Annotated in this window: 26 protein-coding genes and 1 riboswitch; of the genes, 7 read left to right on the top strand and 19 right to left on the bottom strand. The window is 71.4% G+C overall.

All coding sequences use genetic code 11. The features are described 5' to 3' along the window. Positions 1 to 75: 75 nt before the first annotated feature. Together AAW14_RS03640 and AAW14_RS03635 are read right to left on the bottom strand one after the other, a co-directional pair. Positions 76 to 1,617 (bottom strand): amino acid permease, encoded by a 1,542-nt coding sequence (locus AAW14_RS03640; protein ID WP_416223247.1) that lies wholly within the window; start codon positions 1,615 to 1,617, stop codon positions 76 to 78. Positions 1,618 to 1,664: 47 nt separating this feature from the next. After that, positions 1,665 to 2,621: a hypothetical protein gene (locus AAW14_RS03635; RefSeq protein ID WP_265559756.1), complete on the bottom strand. Its 957-nt coding sequence runs from the start codon at positions 2,619 to 2,621 to the stop codon at positions 1,665 to 1,667. Positions 2,622 to 2,915: 294 nt separating this feature from the next. Between AAW14_RS03635 and AAW14_RS03630 the strand changes: the two genes are divergently transcribed. Both AAW14_RS03630 and AAW14_RS03625 read left to right on the top strand, forming a co-directional pair. Beyond that, positions 2,916 to 3,545, top strand: a complete 630-nt coding sequence (locus AAW14_RS03630) for a uridine kinase family protein (RefSeq protein WP_265559899.1) — start codon at positions 2,916 to 2,918, stop codon at positions 3,543 to 3,545. Positions 3,546 to 3,979: 434 nt separating this feature from the next. Next, on the top strand, positions 3,980 to 5,836 hold the full coding sequence (locus AAW14_RS03625; RefSeq protein ID WP_265559754.1) for an AAA family ATPase: 1,857 nt from the start codon (positions 3,980 to 3,982) through the stop codon (positions 5,834 to 5,836). 131 nt (positions 5,837 to 5,967) lie between these two features. Here the strand turns inward: AAW14_RS03625 and AAW14_RS03620 are convergent, their stop codons facing one another. The 9 genes from AAW14_RS03620 to AAW14_RS03580 form a co-directional block, all read right to left on the bottom strand. Continuing rightward, positions 5,968 to 7,041 carry a hemolysin family protein gene (locus AAW14_RS03620; protein ID WP_265559752.1) on the bottom strand — a complete coding sequence of 358 codons (1,074 nt, stop codon included), beginning with the start codon at positions 7,039 to 7,041 and terminating at the stop codon, positions 5,968 to 5,970. Next, positions 7,038 to 8,375, bottom strand: coding sequence for a hemolysin family protein (locus AAW14_RS03615; protein ID WP_265559750.1), 1,338 nt, complete (start codon positions 8,373 to 8,375; stop codon positions 7,038 to 7,040). Before AAW14_RS03615 ends, AAW14_RS03620 begins: the two co-directional genes overlap by 4 nt. Positions 8,376 to 8,609: 234 nt before the next feature. After that, positions 8,610 to 9,065 (bottom strand): PH domain-containing protein, encoded by a 456-nt coding sequence (locus AAW14_RS03610; RefSeq protein ID WP_265559748.1) that lies wholly within the window; start codon positions 9,063 to 9,065, stop codon positions 8,610 to 8,612. A gap of 13 nt (positions 9,066 to 9,078) precedes the next feature. Further along, positions 9,079 to 9,927: an ATP phosphoribosyltransferase gene (gene hisG / locus AAW14_RS03605; protein WP_265559747.1), complete on the bottom strand. Its 849-nt coding sequence runs from the start codon at positions 9,925 to 9,927 to the stop codon at positions 9,079 to 9,081. A 69-nt stretch (positions 9,928 to 9,996) separates the two neighbouring features. Further along, a complete protein-coding gene (locus AAW14_RS03600) occupies positions 9,997 to 10,269 on the bottom strand; it encodes a phosphoribosyl-ATP diphosphatase (RefSeq protein ID WP_265559745.1) in 273 nt (90 codons plus the stop codon). A gap of 34 nt (positions 10,270 to 10,303) precedes the next feature. Next, positions 10,304 to 10,789, bottom strand: a complete 486-nt coding sequence (ribH, locus tag AAW14_RS03595) for a 6,7-dimethyl-8-ribityllumazine synthase (RefSeq protein WP_265559743.1) — start codon at positions 10,787 to 10,789, stop codon at positions 10,304 to 10,306. A gap of 19 nt (positions 10,790 to 10,808) precedes the next feature. Beyond that, entirely contained in the window at positions 10,809 to 12,173 is a 1,365-nt protein-coding gene (locus tag AAW14_RS03590) for a bifunctional 3,4-dihydroxy-2-butanone-4-phosphate synthase/GTP cyclohydrolase II (protein WP_265559742.1), read from the bottom strand. Beyond that, positions 12,170 to 12,814, bottom strand: coding sequence for a nicotinamide riboside transporter PnuC (gene pnuC / locus AAW14_RS03585; RefSeq protein ID WP_265559740.1), 645 nt, complete (start codon positions 12,812 to 12,814; stop codon positions 12,170 to 12,172). The genes AAW14_RS03590 and pnuC overlap by 4 nt, the downstream gene beginning before the upstream one ends. Then, positions 12,811 to 13,413 (bottom strand): riboflavin synthase, encoded by a 603-nt coding sequence (locus AAW14_RS03580; protein WP_265559738.1) that lies wholly within the window; start codon positions 13,411 to 13,413, stop codon positions 12,811 to 12,813. The genes pnuC and AAW14_RS03580 overlap by 4 nt, the downstream gene beginning before the upstream one ends. 147 nt (positions 13,414 to 13,560) lie before the next feature. Continuing rightward, positions 13,561 to 13,691, bottom strand: a riboswitch (FMN riboswitch). 389 nt (positions 13,692 to 14,080) lie between these two features. Between AAW14_RS03580 and AAW14_RS03575 the strand changes: the two genes are divergently transcribed. After that, positions 14,081 to 14,839: an SDR family oxidoreductase gene (locus AAW14_RS03575; RefSeq protein WP_265559735.1), complete on the top strand. Its 759-nt coding sequence runs from the start codon at positions 14,081 to 14,083 to the stop codon at positions 14,837 to 14,839. Between the two features lie 83 nt (positions 14,840 to 14,922). On the opposite strand, the gene AAW14_RS03570 is transcribed toward AAW14_RS03575, so the two are convergent. After that, complete coding sequence (locus AAW14_RS03570) at positions 14,923 to 16,125, bottom strand: ROK family transcriptional regulator (protein WP_265559733.1); 1,203 nt, start codon at positions 16,123 to 16,125, stop codon at positions 14,923 to 14,925. Positions 16,126 to 16,269: 144 nt separating this feature from the next. On the opposite strand from AAW14_RS03570, the gene AAW14_RS03565 reads away from it, so the two are divergent. Then, entirely contained in the window at positions 16,270 to 17,481 is a 1,212-nt protein-coding gene (locus tag AAW14_RS03565) for an MFS transporter (protein ID WP_265559731.1), read from the top strand. Here AAW14_RS03565 and AAW14_RS03560 read toward each other — a convergent pair. Both AAW14_RS03560 and AAW14_RS03555 read right to left on the bottom strand, forming a co-directional pair. Further along, entirely contained in the window at positions 17,441 to 17,899 is a 459-nt protein-coding gene (locus AAW14_RS03560; protein ID WP_265559730.1) for an acyl-CoA thioesterase, read from the bottom strand. The genes AAW14_RS03565 and AAW14_RS03560 overlap by 41 nt on opposite strands. Positions 17,900 to 17,976: 77 nt before the next feature. Then, positions 17,977 to 18,144, bottom strand: coding sequence for a hypothetical protein (locus AAW14_RS03555; RefSeq protein WP_265559728.1), 168 nt, complete (start codon positions 18,142 to 18,144; stop codon positions 17,977 to 17,979). 16 nt (positions 18,145 to 18,160) lie between these two features. On the opposite strand from AAW14_RS03555, the gene AAW14_RS03550 reads away from it, so the two are divergent. The 3 genes from AAW14_RS03550 (at position 18,161) to AAW14_RS03540 (ending at position 20,275) form a co-directional block, all read left to right on the top strand. Beyond that, entirely contained in the window at positions 18,161 to 18,460 is a 300-nt protein-coding gene (locus tag AAW14_RS03550; protein WP_265559726.1) for a hypothetical protein, read from the top strand. Positions 18,461 to 18,580: 120 nt separating this feature from the next. Further along, positions 18,581 to 19,255 (top strand): DUF5995 family protein, encoded by a 675-nt coding sequence (locus tag AAW14_RS03545; protein ID WP_265559725.1) that lies wholly within the window; start codon positions 18,581 to 18,583, stop codon positions 19,253 to 19,255. Positions 19,256 to 19,345: 90 nt separating this feature from the next. Next, complete coding sequence (locus tag AAW14_RS03540; RefSeq protein ID WP_265559722.1) at positions 19,346 to 20,275, top strand: LLM class F420-dependent oxidoreductase; 930 nt, start codon at positions 19,346 to 19,348, stop codon at positions 20,273 to 20,275. Between the two features lie 40 nt (positions 20,276 to 20,315). Here AAW14_RS03540 and AAW14_RS03535 read toward each other — a convergent pair whose 3' ends face one another. The 5 genes from AAW14_RS03535 to AAW14_RS03515 form a co-directional block, all read right to left on the bottom strand. Continuing rightward, positions 20,316 to 22,013 carry a flavin monoamine oxidase family protein gene (locus AAW14_RS03535; RefSeq protein WP_265559720.1) on the bottom strand — a complete coding sequence of 566 codons (1,698 nt, stop codon included), beginning with the start codon at positions 22,011 to 22,013 and terminating at the stop codon, positions 20,316 to 20,318. A gap of 51 nt (positions 22,014 to 22,064) precedes the next feature. Continuing rightward, positions 22,065 to 22,853 (bottom strand): carbon-nitrogen hydrolase family protein, encoded by a 789-nt coding sequence (locus tag AAW14_RS03530; RefSeq protein WP_265559718.1) that lies wholly within the window; start codon positions 22,851 to 22,853, stop codon positions 22,065 to 22,067. A 187-nt stretch (positions 22,854 to 23,040) separates the two neighbouring features. Then, positions 23,041 to 23,421 (bottom strand): DUF742 domain-containing protein, encoded by a 381-nt coding sequence (locus AAW14_RS03525; RefSeq protein WP_265559716.1) that lies wholly within the window; start codon positions 23,419 to 23,421, stop codon positions 23,041 to 23,043. A 6-nt stretch (positions 23,422 to 23,427) separates the two neighbouring features. Beyond that, positions 23,428 to 23,877, bottom strand: a complete 450-nt coding sequence (locus AAW14_RS03520) for a roadblock/LC7 domain-containing protein (RefSeq protein WP_265559714.1) — start codon at positions 23,875 to 23,877, stop codon at positions 23,428 to 23,430. Next, positions 23,867 to 26,305, bottom strand: coding sequence for a nitrate- and nitrite sensing domain-containing protein (locus AAW14_RS03515; protein ID WP_265559712.1), 2,439 nt, complete (start codon positions 26,303 to 26,305; stop codon positions 23,867 to 23,869). The genes AAW14_RS03520 and AAW14_RS03515 overlap by 11 nt, the downstream gene beginning before the upstream one ends. Positions 26,306 to 26,314: the final 9 nt, after the last annotated feature.

Below are 26,314 nucleotides of genomic sequence, written 5' to 3'. Positions count from 1 at the left end.
CTCGACCACTGGCACGACTGGGGTGCCGCGGCCCCGGCGGACACGGATCGCCGTACGCCGGAGCCGCGGCAGCGCTCAGACGAGGTCCATCGCGGCGACCTCGTCCGGACGCCCGTAGCTGACCGGTCCCCGGAAGCGGCGCCGCGCGGTGGCGAACCACCACACCGTGGCGACGACCAGTACGGCAGCGAGCGCGATCGGCGCGTAGTTGAAGGAGTCGACGGTGATCGGGGACGCCTGGGGCAGCATGAAGAGCACGCTGCTGAGCAGGATCCAGACGACGGCGAGCGCACCGATGGGCTTGCTCCAGCGCCCCAGGTGCCAGGGCCCGGGCCGGAACTCGGCACCGAGTCGCAGCCGCAGGAAGATCGGCACGGCATACGCGAGGAACAGCCCCACGACGTTGACGCTGACGATCGCGGTGAAGGCCGTGTGGGACCACCAGCCGGGCAGCACCAGGACGAGCGAGCAGGCGACCGCGAGCCAGACCGCCTTGACCGGGGTACGGGTGCGCGGCGAGACCGAGTGCCACCAGCGGGAGCCGGGCATCGCGCCGTCCCGGGAGAAGGCGAAGATCTGCCGCGTGTTGCTGGTCAGGTTGGCCAGACCGCAGAAGAGCATGGCGCCGATGACGATCAGTAGCAGCGCCTTTGCAGTGCCCATGCCAAGCCCGTCGATGAGGATCTGGACGGGCGGAGCCGAGGAGCCGGCCACCTTGCCGTAGTCGCCGATGCTGTACACCAGGGCGAGGATGAGGATCAGACCCGTCACCGCCGAATAGCCGATGGAGCGGGTGATCCCCCGGGGCGCGTTAACCGTCGCCCGGACCGTCTCCTCGGACATGTGGAAGCTTCCGTCGAAGCCGGTGAAGGTCCAGCTGGTGACGAGCAGTCCGAGCATGCCCCCGTACAGCCCGTTGCTGAAACCGGTGTTGTTCACGAAGTGGGTGGCGAACGACGCGGGCCGGTGCTCGTGCGGCCCCGCGACCAGTGCGCCCACGATCACCACGAGCCCGATCAGCAGCCACCACACGGAGATCCGGTTGAGGACGGCGACGAGCCGCACGGTGTAGGTGTTGGCCAGCCCCTGGACCGCGATGATCAGCGCCGTGATCAGCACCGTCTGGTGCACGGTCGGCTCGTACGAGGGCCACTGGAGGGCGAGGAAGGCCTGAATGAAGGTCGCGGCCGCGTATCCGGTGGCCGCCGTGCCGCCCACCTGCCCCACGAAGTTGAGCCAGCCCGTATACCAGGACCATGCGCCGTGATGCCGTTTGGCGAGTTTTCCTGCGGAGAAATACAGGGCCCCGCTCGTCGGATATGCGGAGGCGACTTCCGCCATCGCGGCGCCGATGAACAGCACCATGACGGAGACACCGATCCATCCGAATACGAGAATGCGCGGACCGCCCGCGTTCATACCGAACCCGAATGAGGAGAAGATTCCGGAGAGGATATTGATGATGGTGAAGGATATGGCGAAGTTGTCGAATGCCTGGAACCGCCGGGTGAGTTTTCGCGGATATCCCATCGCGTGCAGGGTCGCGTCGTCGTCGATCACGACGGGTTCCCGGCCCGCATGTCGCCTCGTACGGGGCACTGACGTCCGTTCTGACACAACCGGACCTCTCTGTGTGGGGGTGGGTGGAAAGGAGGATCGAGGGGTCAGGGGGCTCCCGGCACGGGCAGTCCGCAGGCGCGGCGGGCACGCGAGAGCTGCTCCTCGGGATCGCCGAAGGCACTCCAGGGCATGCGGGAGGCGTAGGGCCCCATGGCCATGAGGACGGCGCGCGCTTCGAACTCGCACTGGGCCATGACCAGCGCATGCCCGAGGTATGCCAGATCGAGCACGGGCGTGAACCGGTAACCGGCCACCTCCGGCAGCCAGTTCTGGTAGTTCGCGAGTGCGGCGGAGCGCCACTGCGGCTGCTCCCAGACTCGGTCGGCGAGCAGTTGTGAGGGGTTGTAGCTCTCGACGAGCGCGACCAGGGGCAGCAGGCGCAGCGACGACGTGGCGGGGGCCCGCTGGCCGAGGAAGGCAGCGACGTCCCAGGCGGCGTTCACCGAGCCGCCGTGGCGCACGAAGAAGTAGGCGAGGAATCGGTGGTGGCCCTCGCGATGGAAGGGGTCGAGCCGCAGGATGTGCGAGAACAGCTGCCAGGGGCCCGGCGGCGCGGTGAGCAGCCCCTGCGGGGCGGGCTCCCTGATCTCGTGCAGCCGCGCCAGTGCCAGCCTGGCCACCCAGGGCGTGGGATCGTACGGCGCCATGGCCGTGGCGCGTTCACAGGCGCTCAGCGCGATGAGCTCCAGCGCGCGGGCCCGCTCGTCCTGGGCGTCGGCGGCGCGCAGCGACCGCAGGACGGCAACCCGGGCCCACATCAGCGCGGCCTCAGGGGTGGGTTCCTCGGCCAGCCAGCGTTCGGCGAGGTCGGAGTCGGCGGCCTCGGAGGCCAGCACGAGGGAGCGGTGGGCGCGCAGCCCCATGTCCTCGCGCGTCTCGGCGAGCAGTTCGTACGCGCCCCGATAGCGACCGGCCCGCACTTCCACGCATACGCTCGCCAGCTCACGGTCGTCGGCCGCCGGATGCCACACGTACTGCCCTTCGAATAACCCCGCGGCCATGCTCCCCTGTCCGTCCCCGTACGACACCACGCAGTTGCGCAGCAGGCACACTACTCAGCATCGGGCGCAACCGGAACGGCCATTCCCAAATAGTCGGCCGAAAGCGTTCCTCCGGGTCAGCGAGGGCGATAGGACGACGCCATTGATTGATCGATGAACAGTTCAATGCAATACGATTTCCGTGTCCAGGCCCAGGCCGGGCCGTGCGCCTGCCGTCGTCCGCCCGGCCGTGCGGCTTCAGGACCCCCGTAAAATGTTCCTCCGGAATACGCCAGAGTCCCTCGCACCCCGGGAATCGCCATTTTTCACCTCCTCGCATCCCGACTGCGGCGCCTGCCGCCGTCCTGCGGCCCCGTCCGCCTCATCGGCGTCGACGGTCACGCAGGCTCCGGGAAGACCACGTTCGCCGGGCGGTTGGCGGCGGCACTCGACGGCGCGCCCGTGCTGCACCTCGACGACATCGCCACCCACGAGGAACTGTTCGCCTGGACGGAGCGACTACTGCGGGATGTGATCCAGCCACTGGGCCGCGGCGAGGTCGCGCACTACCGCCCCTACAACTGGCGGGCCCGGAGCTTCGGCCCCGCATGCGCGCTACCGCCCGCCCCCGTGGTCCTGGTCGAAGGGGTCGGCGCCGGCCGCCGGGTCCTGCGCCCCCATCTGGCGCGGCTGGTGTGGATGGAACTGACCCACGAGGAGGCCTGGACCCGCGGACGGGTCCGGGACGGCGAGGAGCAACACACCTTCTGGGCCGAGTGGGTCGAGGCGGAGCGCCGGCACTTCGCCGGGGACCCGTCACGGCCGTTCGCCGATCTTCTGGTGCGGCAGGGGACCATGGGATACGAGGTGCTGCCGGGGCCCGCCGGGACTTCTGGTCCGGACCAGGATCTCACCGACAGTGACGGATCATCGGCAGCGAGCTGAGCTTGTGAAGGCCCTTGCGGGAGAACTTCCTTGACTGCTCCAGGTCGGCTTGACCCGGGGACCGTACAGGTCTTACGTTCTCAATGTGCGGCTTTCGTGGTCGCCCCAAGTCGCGAAGCCCCCGGTTGTTCCCCCGTGATCGGGGGCTTCGTTCTGTTCCGGACACCTTCTCCGGGCGCCCCGTGGCGTGGCGCGCTCACCCTCGGTCACCACGTGGAGTGCGCCCCATCTGCTCCCACCTCGCCAAACGGCCTGTGCGGCACCCTTCGGTGCGCCACTGCCCCGCGGGTACGATGCCTCTCGGTGCGACCTTCGGATGACGCTGCTCTGCGCACCGTTGCAACTCCGGTCCGCTGCACGGCGGTTCGAGCAAGGCGGCCGCCGGGCACGGGCCCGGCGGTGAACCAACGGGGGCACGGTTTGTGGGGGACGTGATGGACTTCGGCACGCAGGGCCTCGAGGCCCCGGCCGACCTCGCCTGGTTGCGAGGGGTCGACGCCTACACGATGGGCGCCTATCCGCAGGCGGAGGAGGAGTTCCGCGCTGCGGTCCGGATGGATCCGGGGATGGCCGACGGCTGGCTCGGGCTGCACGCACTGCGGGTCGACACGACGACGGCACTGCTGAGGATGTTCCGCCACCGGGACCGCTTCGGGGAGCAGCGCGCCCGGCATCGGCGCACCCTCAACTCCTGGTACTGGCTGGGCTGGTGGGTGCAGCCGGTCCTGGAGAGCCCCCGCGACCTGCTGCTCGCCCACGCCTCGCACTGGCTGGACGGCCGCCACGTACCCGAACTGGACCGGGCCCTGGCGGGGCTGCCGCCCGTGGACACCGACGCCCAGGTCCGTTTCCTGCACGCCTGCCGGGCCTATCTGGTCAAGGACTGGGAGGAATTGATCCGGCACACCGACCCGCTGATCGACGACCCCATGCTGGGCATCGAGGCCGGGCTGTTCGGCGGGATGGCCCGGGTCCGTCTGGAGATGTACGGGCAGGCCGAGCCGCTGCTGTCCGCCGCACTGATGCGCTGCCGCAGCGAACAGCCGCAGCGCAAGGAGCTGCGGTACTGGCTGGCCCGGGCCCACGAGGGCACGGGCCGCTCGGCCGCCGCGCTCCCTCTGTACCGTGCGGTGCACCGCGTGGATCCGGCCTTCATGGACACCTCGGCGCGGCTCGCGGCGATCGCCGAGGGCGACGGGTACGACGAGTCCGCCGACTTCACGGCGATGGCGTTCGCCGGGGGCGGTGACGCGCTGGAGAGCCCTGACGGTCTCGATCCGCTCTTCGGCTCGGACGGCAGGGACGTGAAGCTGTCCGACCCCGAACCGCCGCCGGGTGCGCTTCCGGCACAGAGCGATCTCGTGCGGGAGAAGGCCGCGGCATCGACGCAGCCGTTGCCCGCGGGGCCCACCGATCCCGCGCTGCTGGAGGAGGCGCTCGCCGAGCTGGAGCGGATGGTCGGCCTGGAGCCGGTGAAACGCCAGGTCAAGGCGCTGTCGGCGCAGTTGAACATGGCGCGCCTGCGGGCGGGGCAGGGCTTACCCGTGCAGCCGCCGAAACGGCACTTCGTCTTCTCCGGCCCCTCGGGCACCGGCAAGACCACCGTGGCGCGCATTCTGGGCCGGGTCTTCTACGCGCTCGGGCTGCTCGGCGGCGACCATCTGGTGGAAGCCCAGCGGGCGGATCTGGTCGGCGAGTACCTGGGCCAGACCGCGGTGAAGGCGAACGAGCTGATCGACTCGGCGATCGGCGGCGTGCTGTTCGTGGACGAGGCCTACTCACTGTCCAACTCCGGGTACGGCAAGGGCGACGCGTACGGCGACGAAGCCCTGCAGGTGCTGCTGAAGCGCGCCGAGGACAACCGGGACCACCTGGTGGTGATCCTCGCCGGCTACCCCGAGGGCATGGACCGCCTCCTGGCCGCCAACCCCGGCCTCTCCTCCCGCTTCACCACGCGGGTCGACTTCCCCTCGTACCGCCCCCTCGAGCTGACCGCGATCGGCGAGGTACTGGCCGCCGAGAACGGTGACGTCTGGGACGAGGAGGCACTGGACGAACTCCGCTCGATCGCCGGGCATGTCGTGGACCAGGGCTGGATCGACGAACTGGGTAACGGCCGGTTCCTGCGCACGCTGTACGAGAAGAGCTGTGCGTACCGGGATCTTCGGCTGAGTGGGTACCCGGGGGTGCCGACTCGGGACGAATTGTCGACTTTGCGGTTGCCGGATCTGATGCAGGCGTACGGGGAGGTCCTGTCCGGGCGCGGTCCTCAGGACCCTTCCGGTTTGTGACCGTCCCCGGGAGCCAGGGCGGTGCTGACGCTCTGCGGGTGCTGGTGCACCGTGGTTGGCGCGCCCACGCGGCGGAGCCGCGTATGGACACGGGGCCCCGCGCCCCTTCCGGGGCGCGGGGCAGACCGGACTCAGCTCGGCACCGCCTCCTTCGGCGGTTCCGCCATGCGGGGCTGGGGCGGAGCCTCCCGGTGAGCCGGGTCCCTGACCTCGCCGACGAGGAGTTCCAGTACGTCCTCCAGGGCGACCAGGCCGAGCACCCGGCCGGCGCCGTCGGCCACCTGGGCCAGGTGCGTGGCGGCGCGGCGCATCACCGTGAGCGCGTCGTCCAGCGGCAGATCCGCCGCGAGCGTGGTCATCGGCCGCCAGAGCTGCCGCGGCACCGCCCACTCCGAGTCCTCCAGGTCGAGGACGTCCTTCACATGCAGATAGCCCATGAAGGCGCCGTTCTCCGCGACGACGGGGAACCGCGAGTAGCCGGTGCGCGCGGTGAGCGCCACGACCTGGCCCGGCGTGACCATGGGCCCCACGGTCACCAGCAGGTCCGGGTCGAGGAGCACATCCGTCACCGGCCGGGAGCCCAGCTCGAGCGCGTCCTCCAGCCGCTCCTGCTCCTCGGGGTCGAGCAGTCCGGCCTGGCCCGCGTCCTCCACCAGCTGGTTGAGCTGTTCGCTGGTGAAGACCGCCTCGACCTCGTCCTTGGGGTCCACCCGGAACAGCTTGAGGATCACCTTGGCGCAGGCGCTCAGTGCCACGGTCACCGGCCGGCACAGCCGGGCGAACGCCACGAGCCCGGGGCTCAGCCACAGCGCGGCCTTCTCCGGCGCCGCCATCGCCAGGTTCTTCGGCACCATCTCACCGATGACCAGATGGAAGAAGACGACCGCGGCGAGCGCGATCACATACCCGAGCGGGTGCACCATCTCGTCGGGGATGTGCGCCGCCGCGAACACCGGCTCGAGAAGATGTGCGACCGTGGCCTCGGCGACGGCGCCGAGCGTCAGCGAGCACACGGTGATGCCGAACTGGGCGGCCGCCATCATCTGCGGCAGCCGCTCCAGCCCGTACAGCACCTGCCGCGCCCGCGCGGTTCCGAGGGGCTCGATCTGACTGCGGCGAACGGACACGAGCGCGAACTCGGCGCCGACGAAGAACCCGTTGACGAGCACGAGCAACACGGCGAACAGCAGTTGGAGAAGGCTCATCGCACTGCCTCCGGACCCAGGGCCGGGGCGTCCGCCGTCTTCACGAGCCGCACCCGTTCGGCGCGGTAGTGCCCGACCTCGCGGACCGTGAGGCGCCAGCCCGGCAGTTCGGCCCGGTCGCCGGAAGCGGGGATCCGGCCGAGCAGGTCGGCGACGAGTCCGGCCACGGTCTCGTAGGGCCCCTCGGGCACGTCGAGGCCTATCCGCTGCAGGATGTCGACCCGGCAGCTGCCGTCGGCGTCCCATGCGGGGCGCCCGTCCTCGGGCGGCACGGCGGCCAGCTCGGGCAGGTCCAGTCCGTCGTGCTCGTCGCGCACCTCGCCGACCAGCTCTTCGACGATGTCCTCGAGGGTCACGACGCCCGCCGTGCCGCCGTACTCGTCGACGACGACGGCGATGGGCTGCTCGCTGCGCAGCCGCTCGAGGAGGGGCTGCACGGGCAGCGTCTCCGGGACGAGCAGCGGCGACTGGGCGATTCGGGTGACGGGCGTGCGCAGCCGGTCGTGCGAGGGCACCGCGAGGGCGTCCTTGAGGTGCACCATACCGACGATCTCGTCGATCCTCTGCCGGTAGACGGGGAAGCGGGACAGCCCGGTTGCCCGGGTCAGGTTGACCACGTCCTCCGCGGTGGCGGACGACTGAAGCGCGCTCACCTTCACCCGCGGGGTCATCACGTGCTGTGCGGTCAGCTCGCCCAGGGACAGCGTCCGTACGAACAGGTCGGCCGTGTCCTGTTCCAGCGCGCCGGCCCGCGCGGAGTGCCGGGCCAGGGAGACGAGTTCGTCGGGGGTGCGGGCGGAGGCCAGTTCCTCGGCAGGCTCCACGCCCAGGGCGCGCACCAGCCGGTTGGCGACCGCGTTGAGAGCGGCGATCACCGGCCGGAACAGCCGTGAGAAGACGTGCTGCGGGCCCGCGACGAAGCGTGCGACCTGCAGCGGTCGGGACACCGCCCAGTTCTTGGGGACGAGTTCGCCGATCACCATCTGGGCGGCCGACGCGAGCAGCATGCCGAGGACCACGGCGACTGGGTCCGCCGCGCCCTCGGGTATCCCGACGGCGGTGAACGGGTCGTGCAGCACCTGGGCGAGCGCCGGTTCGGCGAGCATGCCGACGACGAGCGAGGTGATGGTGATTCCGAGCTGGGTGCCGGAGAGCTGGAAGGACAGCTCCTTCAGCGACTCGACGACCGAGACGGCCCGTCGGTCGCCCTCGGCCGCTGCCTTCTCGGCGTCGGGCCGCTCGACCGTGACCAGTCCGAACTCGGCCGCGACGAAGAAGCCATTGGCCAGGATCAGCAGGAACGCCGCTCCGAGGAGCAGCAGGGGCATGGTCATGATGCCGCCGCCTCCGCGTGCGCGCGTACCTCATGGGTGCGGTGCGCGCTATGTCGGCAGGGGGCGGCGCAGGTACTACAGGACGATCCGTCCATCGCCGGAGGGAGTCACTCCTCGGATAGCAGGTGCCCCCGAGTCCCGGGCGGAGCATCAGGGGCGAAGGCGCCGTGCGAGCGCCTCCGCATCCAGATTAATCAAGACACCGGCATGTGCGTCAGGGTGGACGGTACCGAGTCAGTCGCGATGTCGCTCCGGCTCGGCCGTGGAGCGGGCCTCGGCGAGCGCCCGGAGGGTGCGCGCGTCCTCGATGGCGCGCTGTTTGGCGATGCCGGGCTGGATGCCGAGGACGGGCATGCTGGTGCCGTCGCTCAGGTCGAGGAACACCCAGGGATCGCCGGGACGCAGGTTGACCTGGAGGATCTGCGCCCAGTCCAGGTGGCGTCGGCCGGCGATGTTGACGACGGTGACCCCGGTCTCGTCGGCGACGACCTTGGGGCGGGAGAGCATGAGCAGCACCCCGCAGAGGACCGCAGCCATGAAGACGAAGCTGAGGCGCTCTCCGGGGGTGAGACGCTCCAGGAGCATCGCGACCGTGGTGATGACCACGAAGATCGCGACGCCCGCGGTGAGCAGCACGGCACGGGTGCGGCCCGGCCGGAAGGTGACGGGGAGGGTGGGCAGGTCCGACATCGCCGTGCGTCCCTCACAGACGGCAGGCGTGGATGGCCGTGGTCAGGATGGCCCGGGCGCCGATGTCGTACAGGTCGTCCATGATCCGCTGGGCCTCCTTGGCGGGGACCATGGCACGCACCGCGACCCAGCCCTCGTTGTGCAGGGGCGAAACGGTCGGGGACTCCAGACCCGGGGTGAGCGCGACTGCCTTGTCGAGCTGCTCGACACGGCAGTCGTAGTCCATCATCACGTACGTCCGGGCCACCAGGACGCCCTGGAGGCGGCGCAGGAACTGCTGGACCTTGGGCTCCTCGGTGCCCGCGCCGGTGCGGCGGACGACGATGGCCTCGGACTTCATGATCGGCTCGCCGATGACCTCCAGACCGGCGTTGCGCAGGGAGGTGCCGGTCTCGACGACGTCGGCGATGACCTCGGCGACACCGAGCTCGATGGCGGTCTCTACGGCGCCGTCGAGGTGGACGACGGAGGCGTCGACGCCGTTGTCGGCGAGGTGCTTGGCGACGATGCCCTCGTAGGAGGTGGCGACCGTCATGCCGTTCAGGTCCTCGACGCCGTTCGCCGTACCGGCCTTGGTGGCGTAGCGGAAGGTGGAGCGGGCGAAGCCGAGCGGCAGGATCTCCTCGGCGTTGGCGCCGGAGTCGATGAGCAGATCGCGGCCGGTGATGCCGATGTCGAGGCGGCCGGAGGAGACGTAGATCGCGATGTCGCGGGGGCGGAGGTAGAAGAACTCGACCTCGTTCTCCGGGTCGACGATCCTCAGCTCCTTGGACTCGCGGCGCTGCTGGTAGCCGGCCTCATGCAGCATCTCCGCCGCAGGGCCGGACAGGGAACCCTTGTTCGGGACGGCGATGCGCAGCATGGGGTCGGCTTCCTTCGTTCGTCGCGTGCTGTACGCGTGCGTGCGGTGTACGGCTGTGCTTGGTGCGGCTCAGAGGTGGGCGTAGACGTCGTCCAGGGAGATACCGCGCGCCACCATCATCACCTGGACGTGGTACAGCAGCTGCGAGATCTCCTCGGCGGCCTCCTCCTTGCCCTCGTACTCGGCGGCCATCCAGACCTCGGCGGCCTCCTCGACGACCTTCTTGCCGATGGCGTGGACGCCCTTGCCGACCAGCTCGGCGGTGCGGGAGGTGGCGGGGTCGCCGTGGGCGGCCTTGTGCTGGAGCTCGGTGAAGAGCTCCTCGAACGTCTTCTTGGACATGGTGGTCCTAACCCTACGCGCTCGGGGCCGCTCCTCAGTGCCAGGGTTCGGATACTGAACGCAGCGTGGCGGCCGTGGCGACCGCCGCCGTCACCGCCTCGTGGCCCTTGTCCTCGTTGGAGCCTTCCAGGCCGGCCCGGTCCAGCGCCTGCTCCTCGGTGTCGCACGTCAGCACCCCGAAGCCGACGGGGACGCCGGTCTCGACGGAGACCTGGGTCAGGCCCTGGGTGACGCCCTGGCACACGTAGTCGAAGTGGGGGGTGCCGCCGCGGATGACGACCCCGAGGGCGACGATCGCGTCGTAACCACGGCCCGCGAGGACCTTGGCGGCGACCGGGAGCTCGAAGCTGCCGGGGACCCTCAGCAGGGTCGGTTCGTCGATCCCCAGTTCCCGCAGGGCGCGCAGCGCGCCGTTCACCAGACCGTCCATCACCGTGTCGTGCCACTGTGCCGCGATGACGGCGACCCGCAGATCGCTCGCGTTGCGTACGGACAGCTCCGGTGCACCCTTGCCGCTCACGTCTCTCCTCAGTGCTCTCTTACTGGTTGCCGCAGGTGGACACGGCGGGCGCGTCCAGCCAGGGCAGGTCGTGCCCCATCCGGTCCCGCTTGGTGCGCAGGTAGCGGAGGTTGTGTTCGCCCGCCTGGACGGGCATCAGCTCCCGGCCGGTGACCTTCAGGCCGTGCCGGAGCAGGGCTTCGGTCTTGTCGGGGTTGTTGGTCATCAGACGCAGGCTGCGGACGCCCAGGTCCTCCAGGATCCGTGCGCCCGCCGCGTAGTCGCGGGCGTCCGCGGGCAGGCCCAGCTCCAGGTTGGCGTCCAGGGTGTCACGCCCGCGCTCCTGGAGTTCGTACGCGCGCAGCTTGGACATCAGCCCGATGCCACGGCCCTCGTGGCCGCGCAGATAGACGACCACTCCGCGGCCCTCGGTCTGGATGCGCTGCATCGACGTCTCCAGCTGGGGGCCGCAGTCGCAGCGCAGCGAGTGGAAGACATCGCCCGTGAGGCATTCCGAGTGGACGCGCACGAGGACGTCCTCGCCGTCGCCGAGGTCCCCGTGGACGAGGGCCACGTGCTCGACTCCGTCGACGGTGGACCGGTAGCCGTACGCCGTGAACTCCCCGAAGGCCGTGGGCAGATGGACCTCGGCCTCACGGCGGACGGTGGGCTGCGACGCGGCTCCACCCCGCTCATGGAGGTCCTCCCGCTCGAGCGAAGCCGACGGTGAGGGAGAAGACGGCGGCTCGAGGGAGCGCCGATGGGCGATCAGGTCCTCGATCGAGATGATCGTCAAGCCGTGCTTGCGGGCGAACGGGATCAGCTCGGGCAGGCGCAGCATATGGCCGTCCTCCCCCGCGATCTCCACGATCGCCCCGGCCGGGCGCAGCCCCGCCAGCCGGGCGAGGTCGACGGCGGCCTCGGTGTGGCCGTTGCGTACGAGCACACCGCCGGGCTTGGCGCGCAGCGGGAAGACATGGCCGGGCCGGACGAAGTCGCCGGGTCCCGCCTCTCCCCCGGCCAGCATCCGCAGTGTGGTGGCACGGTCGGAGGCGGAGATGCCGGTGGTCACCCCGTGGGCGGCGCTCGCGTCGACGGACACGGTGAACGCCGTGCGCATCGACTCGGTGTTGTCGTCCACCATCTGCGGGAGCTGGAGCCGGTCGAGTTCGTCGCCCTCCATCGGGGCGCAGATCAGACCGCGGCACTCGCTCATCATGAAGGCGACGACCTCGGGCGTGGCCTTCTCGGCGGCGACGACGAGATCGCCCTCGTTCTCCCGGTCCTCGTCGTCGACGACCACGACCGGGCGGCCGGCCGCGATGTCGGCGATGGCCTGCTCGACCGGATCGAGCGAGAAGTCCTCGATGTTGTCCGTGCGGTACAGGACCGGCGCGACCGTCATGCCGGGGCTCCTTCCAGAACGGGCCGCGCCGCCTTGCGGGAGCGCAGCCACCAGTCGCGCATGCCCCACAGGACGAGCGCGCCGTAGATGACGTAGACGAAACCGGAGAAGGCGAAGCCGCCTGCGAAGTTGAGCGGGACGCCGACGACGTCGACGAGCAGCCAGGCGAACCAGAACTCGACCATGCCGCGCGCCTGGGCGTACATGGCGACGATCGTGCCGACGAAGATGTACGCGTCCGGCCACGGGTCCCACGACAGCGTCGGGAAGGCGGTGAACAGGCCCGCCACGGCGAGCGTGCCCACGGCCGCGGCGCCCGCCAGGACCGCGCGCTCGAGCCAGGTGGCGAACCGCACGGCGATGTGGCCGTCCTGCTCCTGGCTCGTGCCGCGCTTCCACTGCCACCAGCCGTAGGCGGCGACGACCATGACGACGACCTGCTTGCCGGCGCTGCCGGACAGGTGGGCCGTGGCGAAGGCCGAGAAGAGGATGACGCCGGAGAGGAACTGCGCCGGCCAGCTCCATATGGAGCGCCGCCACCCGAAGGCGAGGGCGATCAGGCCGATCACGTTGCCGATCATGTCCGACCACTTGATGTGCTGGCCGAAGAGCGTGAAGGCCTCGGAGTTCAGCCAGTTCACCGCGTGGCCCCCTGACCGGCCAGCAGTCGCTCGACGTACTTGGCGATGACGTCGACCTCGAGGTTGACCGGGTCGCCGGGCTGCTTGATGCCGAGCGTGGTCAGCGCGAGGGTCGTCGGGATGAGGCTGACGGTGAATCGGTCGGGGCCGGCCTCGACGACGGTGAGGCTGATGCCGTCGACGGTGATGGAGCCCTTGTCCACCACGTAACGGGACAGCTCCGCCGGGAGCGAGACCGTGACGAGCTCCCAGTTGTCGGAGGGCCTGCGCTCCAGGACCGTGCCCGTGCCGTCGACGTGGCCCTGCACGATGTGCCCGCCGAGGCGCGCGCCGACGGCGGTGGGGCGTTCGAGGTTGACGCGGGAGCCGACCGTCAGGGCGCCGAGGCTGGACCGCTTGAGGGTCTCCGCCATGACATCGGCGGTGAACTCGTCGCCCTCGTGCTCCACGACGGTGAGACAGACGCCGTTGACGGCGATGGAGTCCCCGTGCTGGGCACCTTCGGTGACGACGGGTCCACGGAGCCGGAAGCGGGAGGAGTCGCCGAGGTTCTCGACGGCGGTGACCTCACCCAGCTCTTCGACGATTCCGGTGAACACTTCCCGGGTCCTCCTGCCACGTTCGGGCACGGACTCCGGGGACTGTCGATGACGACAGCGGACGCGAGCGAGAACACCGGGACGACGCCGGACGGCGCCCGTCCGTGTGGACGAGCCGGTACGGCGGCGCGCACGAATGCCCGCCCGCCGCGCACTGCCTCCCATCCGGACTTTAACCGTCGGTCCAGGAATTTCACCTGGTCAACCGGCCGCTGGAAGCGACCGGGTCGCGGACTGTAACCGCCGGTTCGGACTTTCACCGACCCCGGAGTGCGCTGCTTCTGGTACAGCCTCAGTCTGCCACGCCCGATCGACGGCCATGCGAGTGAACGACTGTGTGCTGGATCACATGTTCACATACTGGACTTCCACGGCCGCTCGTACGGGGTTCGCACCCGCTGCCACCAGGGGCAACTCCCGCACCACGCAACACCAGTTGACGATTGGTCCATACCTATTGACGGTGTTGGTCTAGTCCTCTTATGGTCGGCGTCCCGGCGCTGCACGCGTCCACGAACGGCTCGGCGGCGGTGACGGTGGCCCTTGCCCCGCCGCCGGGCCTCCACCATGCGGTACGAGCCGTGTCACATTCCGGAGGCTCTGTCCGGTCGTAGGGGATGAAGGGCACTCCACGAGGGAGCGCCCGGCGTCCGGAAGGCTGAACAGCATGACCACGATCCTGGTGACCGGCGGCACCGGAACCCTCGGCCGGCTCGTCGCGAAGCGGCTTCGCACGGACGGGCACGAGGTCCGCGTCCTGTCGCGGCACGCGCAGCCGTACGCCGTCGATCTGATCCGGGGCGGCAGCGGTCTGGACGCGGCCGTCGCGGGCGTGGACACGATCGTGCACTGCGCGACCACGCCGCGCGGCGGCGACGAGAAGGCGGCCGTCCATCTGATCGAGGCCGCGCGGCGGGCGGGCGTGGCCCACCTCGTGTACATCTCCATCGTCGGCGTGGACGTGGTGCCCCTCGGCTACTACCGGGCCAAGTACGCCGTCGAGAAGCTGATCGAGGAGTCCGGTCTCGGCTGGACGATCCTGCGGACCACGCAGTTCCACGATCTGCTCGTGCGAGTGTTCGAGGCGATGGGCAGACTGCCTGTGCTGCCCGTCCCGGCGGGGACGAGCGACCAGCCGATCGAGGTCGCCGAGGTGGCGGAACGACTGGCGGAACTGGCGCCCGGTGAGCCGAACGGACGGGTCGAGGACATGGGCGGGCCCCAGGTACGGACGCTCCCGGACCTCGCGCACGCCTGGCTGCGCGCGACGGGGCGCCGACGGCCGGTGACGGCCGTACCGGTGCCGGGCAGGGCGTTCCGCGCCCTGCGGACCGGCGGCCACCTCACGCCCGGGAACGCGACGGGCAAGGGCACGTTCGAGGAGTACCTGGCGGCACGGTACGGGGGCGGGTCCACGGGACGTTGACGGGGCGGTCCGGGACCGGGCGGCCGAGGTGAGGGGCCGTCGGCGCAACCGTGCCGGCGGAAACCCCGGGGGGAGCCGCCGGGTCAGCGGGCCGGTCGCGCGAAGAGTTCGTCCTGGGCGCCGTCGCGCGCCGTGAGCAGCGCACCGCGCAGCACCGCGCCACCGCCCAGCGCGCTCGCTCGCACCTCGGTCGGCAGCGGCGACATCCGTTTCAGCCGCTCCTCGACGCGCGCGGCGAGCTCGTCCCCGCCCGCCTGCCCGATCTCGCCGCCGAGCACCACACAGCCGGGGTCGAGGATGGCGGTGACCGAGGCGGCACCGATGGCGAGGCGGTCGGCGAGCGCGGCGAGGAAGCGCGCGGCGCGCGCGGCGTCGGCCGCGCCGGACGCCATCGACCGCACGGCGCCCCGCACCAGCCCCGCGGCCGGCGGTTCGCGGTCCGTGCCGCGCGTCAACAGGCCGTGCTCCCCGGCCAGTTCCGCGATGGCCGATGCTCCCGCCAGGGAGTGGAAGCCGCCCTCGCAGTCCGTTGCCGACGGCAGCGTTCCGGTGCCCGGCACCGGCAGGAAGCCGATCTCGCCGGTGCCGCCCGACGCGCCCCGGCGCAGCGCGCCGTCCAGCACCACGGCCGCACCGGTACCGTGCCCCAGCCACAGCAGTACGAAGGTGTCACGGTCCCGGGCGACGCCCTCGCGCTGTTCCGCCAGGGCGGCCAGATTGGTCTCGTTCTCCACGATCACACGCGCGGGCAGCCGTTCGTGGAGCGCGGCGACCAGACGGCGGTGCCACTCCGGCAGCCCCGAGGAGTCGCGCAGTTCGCCGCCGGCCGGATCGATGAGCCCGGGCGCCCCGATACCGACCGTGTGCAGCCGTTGGGCGCCGGCCTCCTTCGCGGCGCGCTCCACGAGCGCCACCGCCTGTTCGACCGCGGGTCCCGTTCCGGTGTCGCCGCCGATCGGCACCGACGCCTCGGCCAGCACCCCGCCGAGCAGATCCGACACGAGGACGGCGACGCCTTGGGTACGCACGTCGAGCGCCGCGAGATGGGCCCGGTCGGCGACGATCCCGTACAACCGCGCGTTCGGACCGCGCCGCTGCTCGCCCGACTCCCCGACCACCGCGACCAGTCCGGCGTCGGTGAGCCGTTCCACCAGGTCGGCGACGGTGGGCCGGGACAGTCCGGTGAGCTGCTTCAACTGCCCGGCCGTCAAAGGGCCTTCCTGCTGCAGCAGCCGCAGGGCGAGGCGGTCGTTGATGACCCGGGCGGTGCTCGGGGATGCGGGCATGCCGGGATCCTCCCAGATCGGCGGGGCCGCTCACCGGACGGCACGTCGGTCCCCCGGTCGCTCCCTATCTATCAGGCAGGGTTCCTGATAGTTTACGCGGGCAGTCGGCGCGGACACAGCCGGGAGGGGCCGAGGATGGACGGGGTGGCCGAGGGGGGCCGACGGCAACGCGAGGTGAGGCGCGCCCGTTACGCCGTGGCCGCGGTGTTCGCGGTGCACGGCGCCGTCACCGGTTCATTCGCCACCCGTGTGCCGTGGATCCAGGACCACGCGCAGGTCGGTCCGGGGCAGCTGGGCTTCGCCCTCGCCTTCCCGGCACTCGGCGCGTCCGTCGCCATGCCGCTCGCGGGCCGGATCAGCCACCGCTTCGGCACCCGCACGGCACTGCGCGGACTGATCTCGCTGTGGACGCTGTGCCTGATCCTGCCGTCCCTCGCCCCGAGCCTGCCGACGCTGTGTCTGGCCCTGTTCGTGTACGGCGCCTCGTCCGGCATGGCGGACGTGGCGATGAACGCGCTGGGCGTGGAGGTCGAGAACCGTCTCGGCAGGTCGATCATGTCGGGTCTGCACGGCCTGTGGAGCGCGGGCGCCCTGGTCGGTTCGGCGGCCGGAACGCTCGCCGCGCACCTGGGCTCGGATGCCCGCCTGCACCATGCGCTGGCGTCCGCGGTGCTGACCGTGCTCGGCCTCGTCGCCTGCACCTGGGTGCTCGATCTGCAGCCCGCCGAGGGCGAGGAACCACCGCCCCGGTTCGCCCTGCCGCCCCGGTCGGCGCTGCTCATCGGCGCGGTCGGCTTCTGCGCGGTGTTCGCGGAGGGGGCGAGCCTGGACTGGTCGGCGGTGTACCTGCGCGACCGGTTGGGCAGTTCGGCGGGTCTGGCCGCCGCGTGCACCACGGGATTCACGCTCACCATGGCGGTCGCGCGGATCGCGGGCGACCGGGTGGTGGACCGGTACGGCGCAGTGCGAACCGTCCGGGTCGGCGGTGTGCTCGCCGCGCTCGGCGGGCTGCTCGTCGTCGTCGCGGGCCACCCCGCGCCGGCGATGGGCGGGTTCGCGCTCATGGGCCTGGGCATCGCGGTCGTCGTGCCGCTGTGCTTCGCTGCGGCCGGCCGCAGCGGTCCCAACCCGAGCCAGGCCATAGCGGGCGTCGCGACCATCACCTACACCTCCGGGCTCGTCGCCCCGAGCGCGATCGGCACGCTGGCCCAGGCGACGAGCCTGGTGGTGTCGTTCGGCCTGGTCACAGTGCTGGCGTGCGGGCTGGCCGGGTTCGCCGGTGTCCTGCGCGCGGGCGACCGCGACCGCCCGAGGGTCAGTCGGCCGGGCGCAGCAGTTCCCGGCCCACGGCCCTGAACCGCTCGCTCCACGACGTCGGGCGCAGCGTGGCCGCGTCGAGCCGGACGAGAACCCGGGTGCCGTGCGCGTACGTCGTGGCCCCGTCGGCCGAGCAGAACCGGAACCCGTACGTCAGTCCGGTGTTCCCGAGCCGCTCCAGCCACAGGTGCACGGCGTAGGCGCCCGGCTTGTTCACCGGGGCCTGGTAGGTGATCCGCAGCTCCTTGACGGCGTTGCAGAAGTCGCCCGCCGCCTCCCAGTCGCCGTCGAAGCCGAAGCCGCGCTCGTGCCACAGGGTGGTCCAGGCGCGCTCGACCATGACCGGGTAGCGGGCGTTGTGGAGCAGGCCCAGAGCGTCCAGGTCGTCGAAGTGGACGGCAACAGCGATCAGCCGGCCGTGGGACAGAGCGGGCACGGCCTGGGCTTCGGCGGTCACGGGCGGGGCTCCTCGGAGTGGCCTGGTGAGGCGCTCGCGACACCGCGGCGCTGGACCCGGCAATGGTAAGCGGTCGCTCAGAAGGCTTTGCCCATGGGCCGGCCCGCGATCCCGGCTGCCATACGCTGCGGGCGCCGGGACCCGCGCACCGCGGGACGCAGGAGCCGCTGCTCGACTCGGTGGACCGCGATCCAGCCGAGGACCTGGGAGTCGACGGGCCGGTCGAGCCGGGCGTCGGCGGCCACAGTCGTCGGACTTCCGGTGGGCGGGGAGGCCGTCCGGCCCGGCGCGGCGGACGACGGCCTCGGGGGGCTCGGTGCCGGGCCGGGGACGGAGGGCGTGCTCGGCGCCGACGGCGGGGGCAGCGGCTGCACGGGCGTCGAGCGGGCGACGGCCGGACGGGCCCGGTCGACTCCGCCGCTGCCCTCGGACCCGTCGAACGCCGACATCGTCGCCACCGCGGTGCCCACCGCCACGACCACCGAAGCCACCGCGACCATGGCCGCGCGCCGGGCGGCACGCCTGCGTGCGGCCCGGCGGCGCGCCGGGCCGGACGCGTAAGCCCGACACGGACCGCTCACCCCCTTGTCCCCCGTACGGCCCACCGGTGGGGTCCCCCGTTCCGGGGAAGCCCGCGGGCCGGTCGCACTGCGGGCAGCCTGCGCCTGGAACCCTGCCTCCATGGTGCTGTTGGAGCAGTTCACGACCGACGTGGACACGGTCGTCTCACGTATGCGCGCGCTCCGCGCGACCTGGCCGGAGCAGGACGGGGTCGCGGTGTTCAACCGCGTCTACCTGACCGTCACGGAGGAGGTCGACCGCCGGCTCGACACCGGGTGCTTCGCGGACGCCCAGGCGGCGATCACCCTGGACGTGCGGTTCGCCGAGCGGTATCTGCGTGTGGCGGAAGGGGGGCCCGTGCCCGCCTGCTGGCGGCCACTGTTCCAGTTCCGGCGCCACCCGGGCGTACGTCCGCTGCAGTTCGCGCTCGCGGGCATCAACGCGCACATCGGGCACGATCTCGCGCTCGCCGTCGTGGACGCCTGCCGTACGCTCGGCTGCGAACCGGCCGATCTCGAGGACGAGTTCGACCGCGTAGGCGACATCCTCGTCTCGCTGGAGGAGCGGATCCGCGACGATCTGATGCCCGGTCCCGATCTGCTCGAGGTCGCCGATCCGCTCACACATCTGTTCGGCGCGTGGAGCCTGGAGCGGGCCCGTGAGGCCGCCTGGTCGGCGGCCCGTGCACTGTGGGCGCTACGGGAACTTCCGGATCTGGCCGAGGAGTTCGGGCGCCGCCTGGACGCGGCGGTGGGATTCGCGAGCCGGATGCTGCTCACACCGCTGCCGCACTGATCGGGCCATCCGTGCCTGTCGCGGCCGGAACTGCCGTGTGATCACGGTACGTTGAGCCCGAGGCACATCCATTGCGAAGGAGCAACAGGTATGGTGACCCGGCTCGGACTCAGCCTCCCCCAGAACAAGCAGTACGACATCGGGCGCGACGTGCCGGACGTGGCACGCGCGGCCGAGGAGATGGGCTACGAGAGCCTGTGGGTGTACGAGCGGGCCCTGTTCCCCGAATCCGCCTCGCAGGGCCTGTACGGCATCGAGGGACTGCCCTGGCCGGACAGCTACCGCGGGGTGGCCGAACCGCTCGTGACGCTCACGCTCGCCGCCGCCGCCACCCACCGCGCCCGGCTCGGTACGAGCGTGTTGGTGGCACCCCTGCACGTGCCCTTCCAGCTCGCCAAGGCCTTCGCCTCGCTGGACGCGGCCGCCGGCGGCCGGGTCGTGGCGGGCCTGGGCACGGGCTGGTCCCTCGACGAGTACGCCGCGGCCGGCATCCGCCCCTTCGAGGAGCGCGGCCGGGTCATGGACGAGGTGATCGACGTGTGCCGCGCGGTCTGGGGCCCCGACCCGGTCAGCTACGAGGGCACGATCACGAGGATCGACTCAGCGGTGGTCGCGCCCAAGCCCGCCAGGCCGATCCCCATCCTGCTGGCGGCGAGCAACAGGACCGCCCAGCGGCGGCTCGTCGACAAGGCCGACGGCTGGATCCCGGTGGGCCTGGGCGCCGAGGCGCTCGCCGCGCAGTGGCGCGAGGTGCAGGAGCTGGCCGCCGAGCGGGGGCGTACCCAGCCTCTCCAGACCGTGCTGCGCACCAACGCCGCGTACTCGGCCAAGGCGTACGACGGCCCGGACCGCGGCCCCTTCCAGGGCAACGTCGATCAGATCGTGGACGACCTCGCGGCCCATGCCGAGGTCGGTCTCGACGAGATCTTCATCGATCTGCAGGGCACGGCACGGGACGCCGAAGAGCTGAAGGACGTTGCCGCCGAGCTGTACACGGCGGCGCGGGCGGCCGGGATCTGACCGGTCGGCCTCCGACCGGCCGCCCGGACACCGGCCCCGCTCAGTCCTCCGGCAGTTCGACCGGGGCGATCTCGTCGTAGACGTCACCGGGGCCGGGGTTGGCCGGGTCGGTCGCACCACCGAGGTGGTGCATGACGCCCCACACGGCGTTCAGCGCGGTCTGCACGGCGCCCTCGGCCCAGCCGGCGGTCCAGGAGATGTCGTCGCCGGCAAGGAAGATGCCCCGCTTGTCGGCGGGCAGCCGGTCCTGCATGAAGTGCGTGAACAGGCGGCGCTGATAGCGGTAGTGACCGGGCAGGTTCGCCTTGAACGCGCCCATGAAGTAGGGCTCGTTCTCCCAGGAGACCGTCACCGGGTTGCCGATGATGTGCTTCCTGATGTCGACGTCCGGGTAGATCTCGCCGAGCGACTTCAGCATGACCTCCATCCGCTCGTTCGCGGACAGCGGCAGCCACTTCAGGCTGTCGTCGCACCAGGTGTACGACAGGCAGATGACGGCGGGCTTGTCCGGACCGTCGTCGAGCAGGTAGGTGCCGCGGGTCATGCGGTCGGTGAGCGTCATCGACATGACGTCACGCCCCGTCTTCTCGTCCTTGTCCAGCCAGAACGGCCGGTCGACCGGGACGAACAGCTTGGAGCTCTCCATGTAGTGGGTCCGCTCCATCGCCGTCCAGTGGTCGATCGGGAAGAGCGAGTCGTCACAGGCGATCTTGGACAACAGCATCCAGGACTGGGCGGTGAAGATGGCCGCCTGGTACGTACGGATGTCGCCGTGCGCGTCGGTGACGGTGATCCGGTTGCCCGCGGTGCGGTGCAGCCGGGTCACGGCCGGACGGGGCTCGCCGTTCTCGTGCAGGGACTTCAGCGAGGTGCCGTGGGCCCAGTGCACGATCTTCTCCGGCTCACGCTCCCACAGGCGCAGCGGCAGCTGCTGGGAGCCGCCGACGATGCCGCGGTGGTGGTCGTCGGCCTCGGTGTAGACGACCCGCAGGATCTCCAGGATGGAGTTCGGGAAGTCGGTGTCCCAGCCGCCGGTGCCGAAGCCGACCTGGCCGAAGATCTCGCGGTGCCGGAAGGACTTGAAGGCCTGCGAGTCACAGAGGAAGCCGTAGAACGTCTGGTTGTCGAGCTTCTCGACGAGCTTCGCCCAGATCTCGCGGATGCGCGGGACGTCCCGCTCGCGCATGGCGCGGTTCATGTCGGAGAAGTCGGCGCCCTCCTCCAGGCAGGCGTTCCAGGCGTTCGCCACGTCGCGGTAGACCTGCGGGAGGTCGTCCAGCGTCTCGGCGTAGTGGGCCTCGCCCTTCAGGTCGACCACGGTCGACGGGGTCGCCTCGGCCAGCGGGTTGGGGAACGGCCTGGTCTCAAGGCCCACCAGGTCGATGTAGTGCTGCAGCGCCGTGGAGGACGGCGGGAAGCGCATGGCGCCCATTTCGGCAGTCAGGGCGGGGTCGCAGCCCTCGAAGCCGACCGTGCGCAGCCGGCCGCCGATCTGGTCGGCCTCGTAGACGACGGGCTTGAGGCCCATCTTCATCAGCTCGTACGCGGCCACGATGCCGGACAGGCCGCCGCCGATGACCGCGACCTCGGTGCCGTGCTCGGTCGCGGGTATCTGGCCCAGACCGGCCGGGTGGGCGACGAAGTCGTCGTACGCGTACGGGAAGTCCGGGCCGAACATGGTGATCGGCGGCTGCTGCTCGTCTGCGTGCTCGACGGCGTTGGGCACCATGGACGTCATGGGGTAGGGACTCCTTGCGCGGGAAGAACTCTGGGAAGAGGGCTGCGGGGGTCAGGCGAGGGACCCGTAGAGACCGGGGCGGCGGTCCTTGAGGTACGGGTTCGCCTCGCGGGAGGCGGCGAGGTGGGCGGGATCCACGTCGGCGAGGACGAGCTGCTCGCAGCGGCCGGCCCGGGCACGGGCGATCCCGTCGGGCCCGGCGAGCGTGGAGAGCCCGACGAACTCGAACTCCCCTTCATGTCCGACGCGGTTGACGTACGCGACGTACATCTGGTTCTCGAAGGCCCGTACCGGGACAAGGGACTCGGCGACGAACTGGAACGGATGCATCTGGGCCGTCGGCACCACGAGGAGGTCGGTTCCGGCCAGGGCGTGGGCGCGGACGTTCTCCGGGAACTCGACGTCGTAGCAGATCATCAGGCCCACGGTCAGCCCGTTGACCTCGGCCTGCACGACAGGCTTCTCGCCCGGCGTGAAGTGATCGCGCTCGAAGCAGCCGAAGAGGTGGGTCTTGCGGTAGTTCGCGAGGCGGGTGCCGTCGGAGGAGATCAGCTGCGCGGAGTTGAAGACGGTCTCGCCGTCCCGCTCGGGGTAGCCGTAGGCGACCGCGAGGCCGTGGCGCGAGGCGATCTCGGCGACCGTGTCCGCCGAGTCGCCGTCGGCCGGCTCGGCGAGCCGGCCGATGCCGTCGCCGATCGCGTACCCGGTGAGGAACATCTCCGGCGCCACCAGCAGCCCGGTGCCCACGGCGGCGGCACGGCCTGCGGCCTCGTCGAGCACCTTGAGGTTCTCGGCGACCGAGCCGGGGCGTCCGGAGCTCTGGAGCAGGGCGGTGCGCATGCGTGTTCTCCACTGGGGCGGGAGGGGGACGGGGACAGAAAGACGGTACGGTCGGCGCCCTCGGCCGGACAAGGAGGAGTCGTTGCGCGCCGGTGAGCGGATCGTTGCGTGCACTCCGTGCCGGGCGGCGATTCGTTGCGCGCCCTCCGCCTGTGACCTGCGTCTCAGAGCGGACAGGGCCGCCGTCTCACAGCTCGCGCAGGCGCTCCACGATCTCCTTCAGCAGGTCCGGGTCGGCCGTCGGCGCGCCCCGGGGCACACGCCGCGGTGCGTCGATGCGCACCAGCCCGTCCTCGGCCAGGTCACCGAGCAGGACGCGCACGACGGTCAGCGGCAGATCGGAGTCCGCGGCGAGCTCGACGACGGGCCGCGGTCCTCGGCGCACCAGGTCCAGCAGGGCCGCGCGGGCGTGGTCGACACCCGGTGTCCCGTCGTCCGTCTCCACGGCGGTGACCCGCGACATCAGGTCGATGCTGTGCCGGTCCGAGGGGCGCGTCCGCCCCCGGGTCACGGTGTAGGGGCGCACCATCGACCCGGTCTCGTCCTCGTACCAGTGGTCGTCGGCCACGGCCGGTCAGGAGCCGGCGGGGTCCGCCGCCGAGCGCACGGCGGCGTCCAGGTGGCGGCCCACCCGGCGGACGAGCAGTTCCATCTCGTGGGCAAGCTGCCCGACGTCGGTCTGCACCTCGCTGAGGACGGCCAGCCGGGTGCCGTCGCCGGCCGGGGTGATGAAGAGGTAGGCGTCGTCGAGCATGACCATCGTCTGCCGTACCTTTCCGGCACCGAACCGCTCCCCTGCGGACAGGGCGAGGCTGTGGAAGCCGGAGCAGACGGCGGCCAGGTGCTCGATGTCCCGTCTGCGCATGCCCTCCGAACGGCTCAGGGGAAGGCCGTCCGCGGTGAGGAGCACGGCCTGGCGGACATGGTCGGTCCTGGCGACGAGGTCGTCCAGCAGCCAGCCGAGGTCCGTGCCCGGCGGCTCGACGGCCTCGGCGGAGTACTCGGGGTCCTGGTCACGGCGCATCGTCGGCCACCGTTCCTTCCTCGGTGTCGTTTCGTTCCGTCGGGCCCGTACCCGTGGGGATGCCCCTGCGGCCCCGGTCGATGCCGCGCTGGAAGGCACCGAAGACGGCCCTCATCTCGTCGGCGCTCACCTCGCGCCCCGCGGCGCCGTCGTCGGCCGGGCTCTCGTCGCGCAGCCCGGGGGCGAGGGAGGTCTGACGGACGCGGGTGGGGAGGGCGCGGGCAGGGCCGCTGTCCGGTCCGTCCGTCCCGAGGCCCATACGCGGGCCGTCCGCCGTACGGCCCGTAGCCGGGCTGTCCGCGCTGCGGCTTGTGTCCCGGCCGTCCGCCGTACGGGCCTCCACCTCGCTGTCGGCCGTCCGCGTTTCCTCCCCGCTGTCGGCCGTGGGGCCGACCGCCCGCAGTCCCTGCTCGCGCGAGCGCTGCGGCGCCCGTTCCCGGGCGAGCACGGCTGTTGTTCCCCGCCGGGCGGGCAGCGCGCGCACCGGCGCGTCCGCCGGGTGGACGGGCATCGGGGGCTCCACGTCCGCCAGCACCGCCTCCGGCAGCAGCACCACCGCCGTCGTACCGCCGTACGGCGACCGGCACAGCGTGACCTCGATGCCGTGCCGGGCGGCGAGCCGGCCCACGACGTACAGCCCCAGCCGGTCGTGCCGGGTCGGGTCGAAGTCGTCCGGGCGGGTGAGGGTCCGACGGGCCTCGTCGCTCTGCTCGGGGCCGAGGCCCAGGCCGCGGTCGTCGATCTCCAGGACGAAACCGCCGCGTGCCCGGCCGGTGCGTAGGGTGACCCGGGTGTTCGGTGGCGAGAACACGGTGGCGTTCTCGAGGAGTTCGGCGATCAGGTGCACGACGTCGGCGACGGCGTCCGCCGCGACTCCGACGGCCGGCATCGGCGGGACCACGACGCGCGCGTAGTCCTCGATCTCGCTGACCGCGGAGGACACCACGTCGGCGACCGGCACGGGCCGCCGCCATTTGCGGCCGGGCGCCGCGCCGGAAAGGATGATCAGGCTCTCCGCGTGGCGCCGCATACGGGTGGTCAGATGGTCGATCCGGAAGAGCTCTTCCAGGACGTCCGGGTCGTCGGTGCGTCGTTCCAGCGTGTCGACGAGCTTCAACTGCCGGTGAACCAGCGCCTGATTGCGCCGCGCGATGTTGAGGAGGACCGCGAACAGCCCCCGGCGCAGGGTGGCCTGCTTGACGGCGGCCTCGACGGCCGCGAGACGCGCGGCGTTGAAGGCCCGGCCGACCTGGCCGATCTCGTCGGGCTTCAACTCCTCGTCGGCCAGGGGCGGCGCCTCGGCCACGGCGTCCACCTCCTCGCCCTCGCTCAACCGCTCCATGACGTGTGGCAGTTGCCGGGTGGTCAGCAGGTCGGCGGTGTCCCGCAGGGTCTCCAGACGGCGTGAGATACGCCGCGCGCCGCGCACCGCGAACCACAGTGACAGGCCCATGGCGGCGAGGCCGACGACCCCGACGACGGCGGCCTTGAAGAACTCCCGGTAGGCGAACGCCCGCCCGCGCGCGGCGGAGTTCTTGGCCGACTGCGTGCACAGCAGCATGTACTGCTTGACCGCCCGGTCGGTGGTGGTGCGCCACGAGTCGGCCGCCACGGCCTGACCCGCGCGGCCGGCCCCCGCCCGCAGCAGGGCGTCCTCCCCCCGGGTCAGCGCCTGGTGCACCGCGCCGCGCTGAAAATCCTCGAAGAGCGCCCTCGAGTCGGACGGCAGGTCGGGGACGTACGTCCGCTCGAAGACGCGCCGGTCCTCGATGGTCGCCGTCAACGTGTCGTACTGCCCGTCGGTCAGGCGGCCCGCGGCCCGCGCCCCCGCCACGAGCGCGTCCTCGCGCGAGACGAACTCCCGCACCCGCACCAACTCGACGACGACCTGCGCCTCGCGCGCGAGCTGCCCCGCTTGCAGGGCGGTGAGCGAGGACTGCACGCCGAAGCCCGGTTCGACGAGGGTGCTGTACTCGGCCACCGCGCCGTCCCAGGAGATGCGGCCCCCCAGCACGCGTTCCCGAAGCCCCTCCAGCTTGCCGAAGGCGCCGAGCGTGCCGTCGAGCACCTGGCGCTGCCGTGCGGACAGCCGGCTGCGGTCCCCGTTCTGGATCGCGTCGCGCATCGCGTTCACGGCCTGGTCGGTGCGGCGCTGCTGCTCCAGCAGGTCGACCGCCGCGCCGTTGCGGTGACCGCCGCCCAGGTACGCGGCCGCGAGCCGCCGCTCGATCTGGATCTGCCCGATCGCCGTGTCGACGGGTGTGCCGAAGTCCACGTACACGCCCTGGAGTCTGACGAGCGCGCGGAGTTCGCCGGTGACCGACACCATGGCGAAGCTCCACAGCGTCATCAGGGCGAGAGCCGGAGCGAGCGCGAGCGCCACGATCCGGGCTCGTACCGTGGTGGGACGGCCGAAGGGCCAGCGCATGGTCTCCCC

Origin of the sequence: Streptomyces hygroscopicus, assembly GCF_026168105.1 — a bacterium.
In the GTDB taxonomy this organism is placed as follows: domain Bacteria; phylum Actinomycetota; class Actinomycetes; order Streptomycetales; family Streptomycetaceae; genus Streptomyces; species Streptomyces hygroscopicus_D.
Note: the sequence above shows the minus strand (reverse complement) of the source record. Positions and strands in the feature narration are given on the sequence as shown.

Coding starts and splice junctions, on each gene's coding strand:
- AAW14_RS03540 (WP_265559722.1), top strand. CDS start 19,346: ATGGTGACCCGGCTCGGACTCAGCCTCCCCCAGAACAAGCAGTACGAC.
- AAW14_RS03590 (WP_265559742.1), bottom strand. CDS start 12,173: ATGACGGTCGCGCCGGTCCTGTACCGCACGGACAACATCGAGGACTTC.
- AAW14_RS03570 (WP_265559733.1), bottom strand. CDS start 16,125: ATGCCCGCATCCCCGAGCACCGCCCGGGTCATCAACGACCGCCTCGCC.
- AAW14_RS03600 (WP_265559745.1), bottom strand. CDS start 10,269: ATGTCCAAGAAGACGTTCGAGGAGCTCTTCACCGAGCTCCAGCACAAG.
- AAW14_RS03610 (WP_265559748.1), bottom strand. CDS start 9,065: ATGTCGGACCTGCCCACCCTCCCCGTCACCTTCCGGCCGGGCCGCACC.
- AAW14_RS03625 (WP_265559754.1), top strand. CDS start 3,980: ATGGACTTCGGCACGCAGGGCCTCGAGGCCCCGGCCGACCTCGCCTGG.
- AAW14_RS03520 (WP_265559714.1), bottom strand. CDS start 23,877: ATGCGCCGTGACCAGGACCCCGAGTACTCCGCCGAGGCCGTCGAGCCG.
- AAW14_RS03545 (WP_265559725.1), top strand. CDS start 18,581: ATGGTGCTGTTGGAGCAGTTCACGACCGACGTGGACACGGTCGTCTCA.
- AAW14_RS03530 (WP_265559718.1), bottom strand. CDS start 22,853: ATGCGCACCGCCCTGCTCCAGAGCTCCGGACGCCCCGGCTCGGTCGCC.
- AAW14_RS03515 (WP_265559712.1), bottom strand. CDS start 26,305: ATGCGCTGGCCCTTCGGCCGTCCCACCACGGTACGAGCCCGGATCGTG.
- AAW14_RS03575 (WP_265559735.1), top strand. CDS start 14,081: ATGACCACGATCCTGGTGACCGGCGGCACCGGAACCCTCGGCCGGCTC.
- AAW14_RS03635 (WP_265559756.1), bottom strand. CDS start 2,621: ATGGCCGCGGGGTTATTCGAAGGGCAGTACGTGTGGCATCCGGCGGCC.
- AAW14_RS03620 (WP_265559752.1), bottom strand. CDS start 7,041: ATGAGCCTTCTCCAACTGCTGTTCGCCGTGTTGCTCGTGCTCGTCAAC.
- hisG (WP_265559747.1), bottom strand. CDS start 9,927: ATGCTGCGCATCGCCGTCCCGAACAAGGGTTCCCTGTCCGGCCCTGCG.
- AAW14_RS03615 (WP_265559750.1), bottom strand. CDS start 8,375: ATGACCATGCCCCTGCTGCTCCTCGGAGCGGCGTTCCTGCTGATCCTG.
- AAW14_RS03535 (WP_265559720.1), bottom strand. CDS start 22,013: ATGACGTCCATGGTGCCCAACGCCGTCGAGCACGCAGACGAGCAGCAG.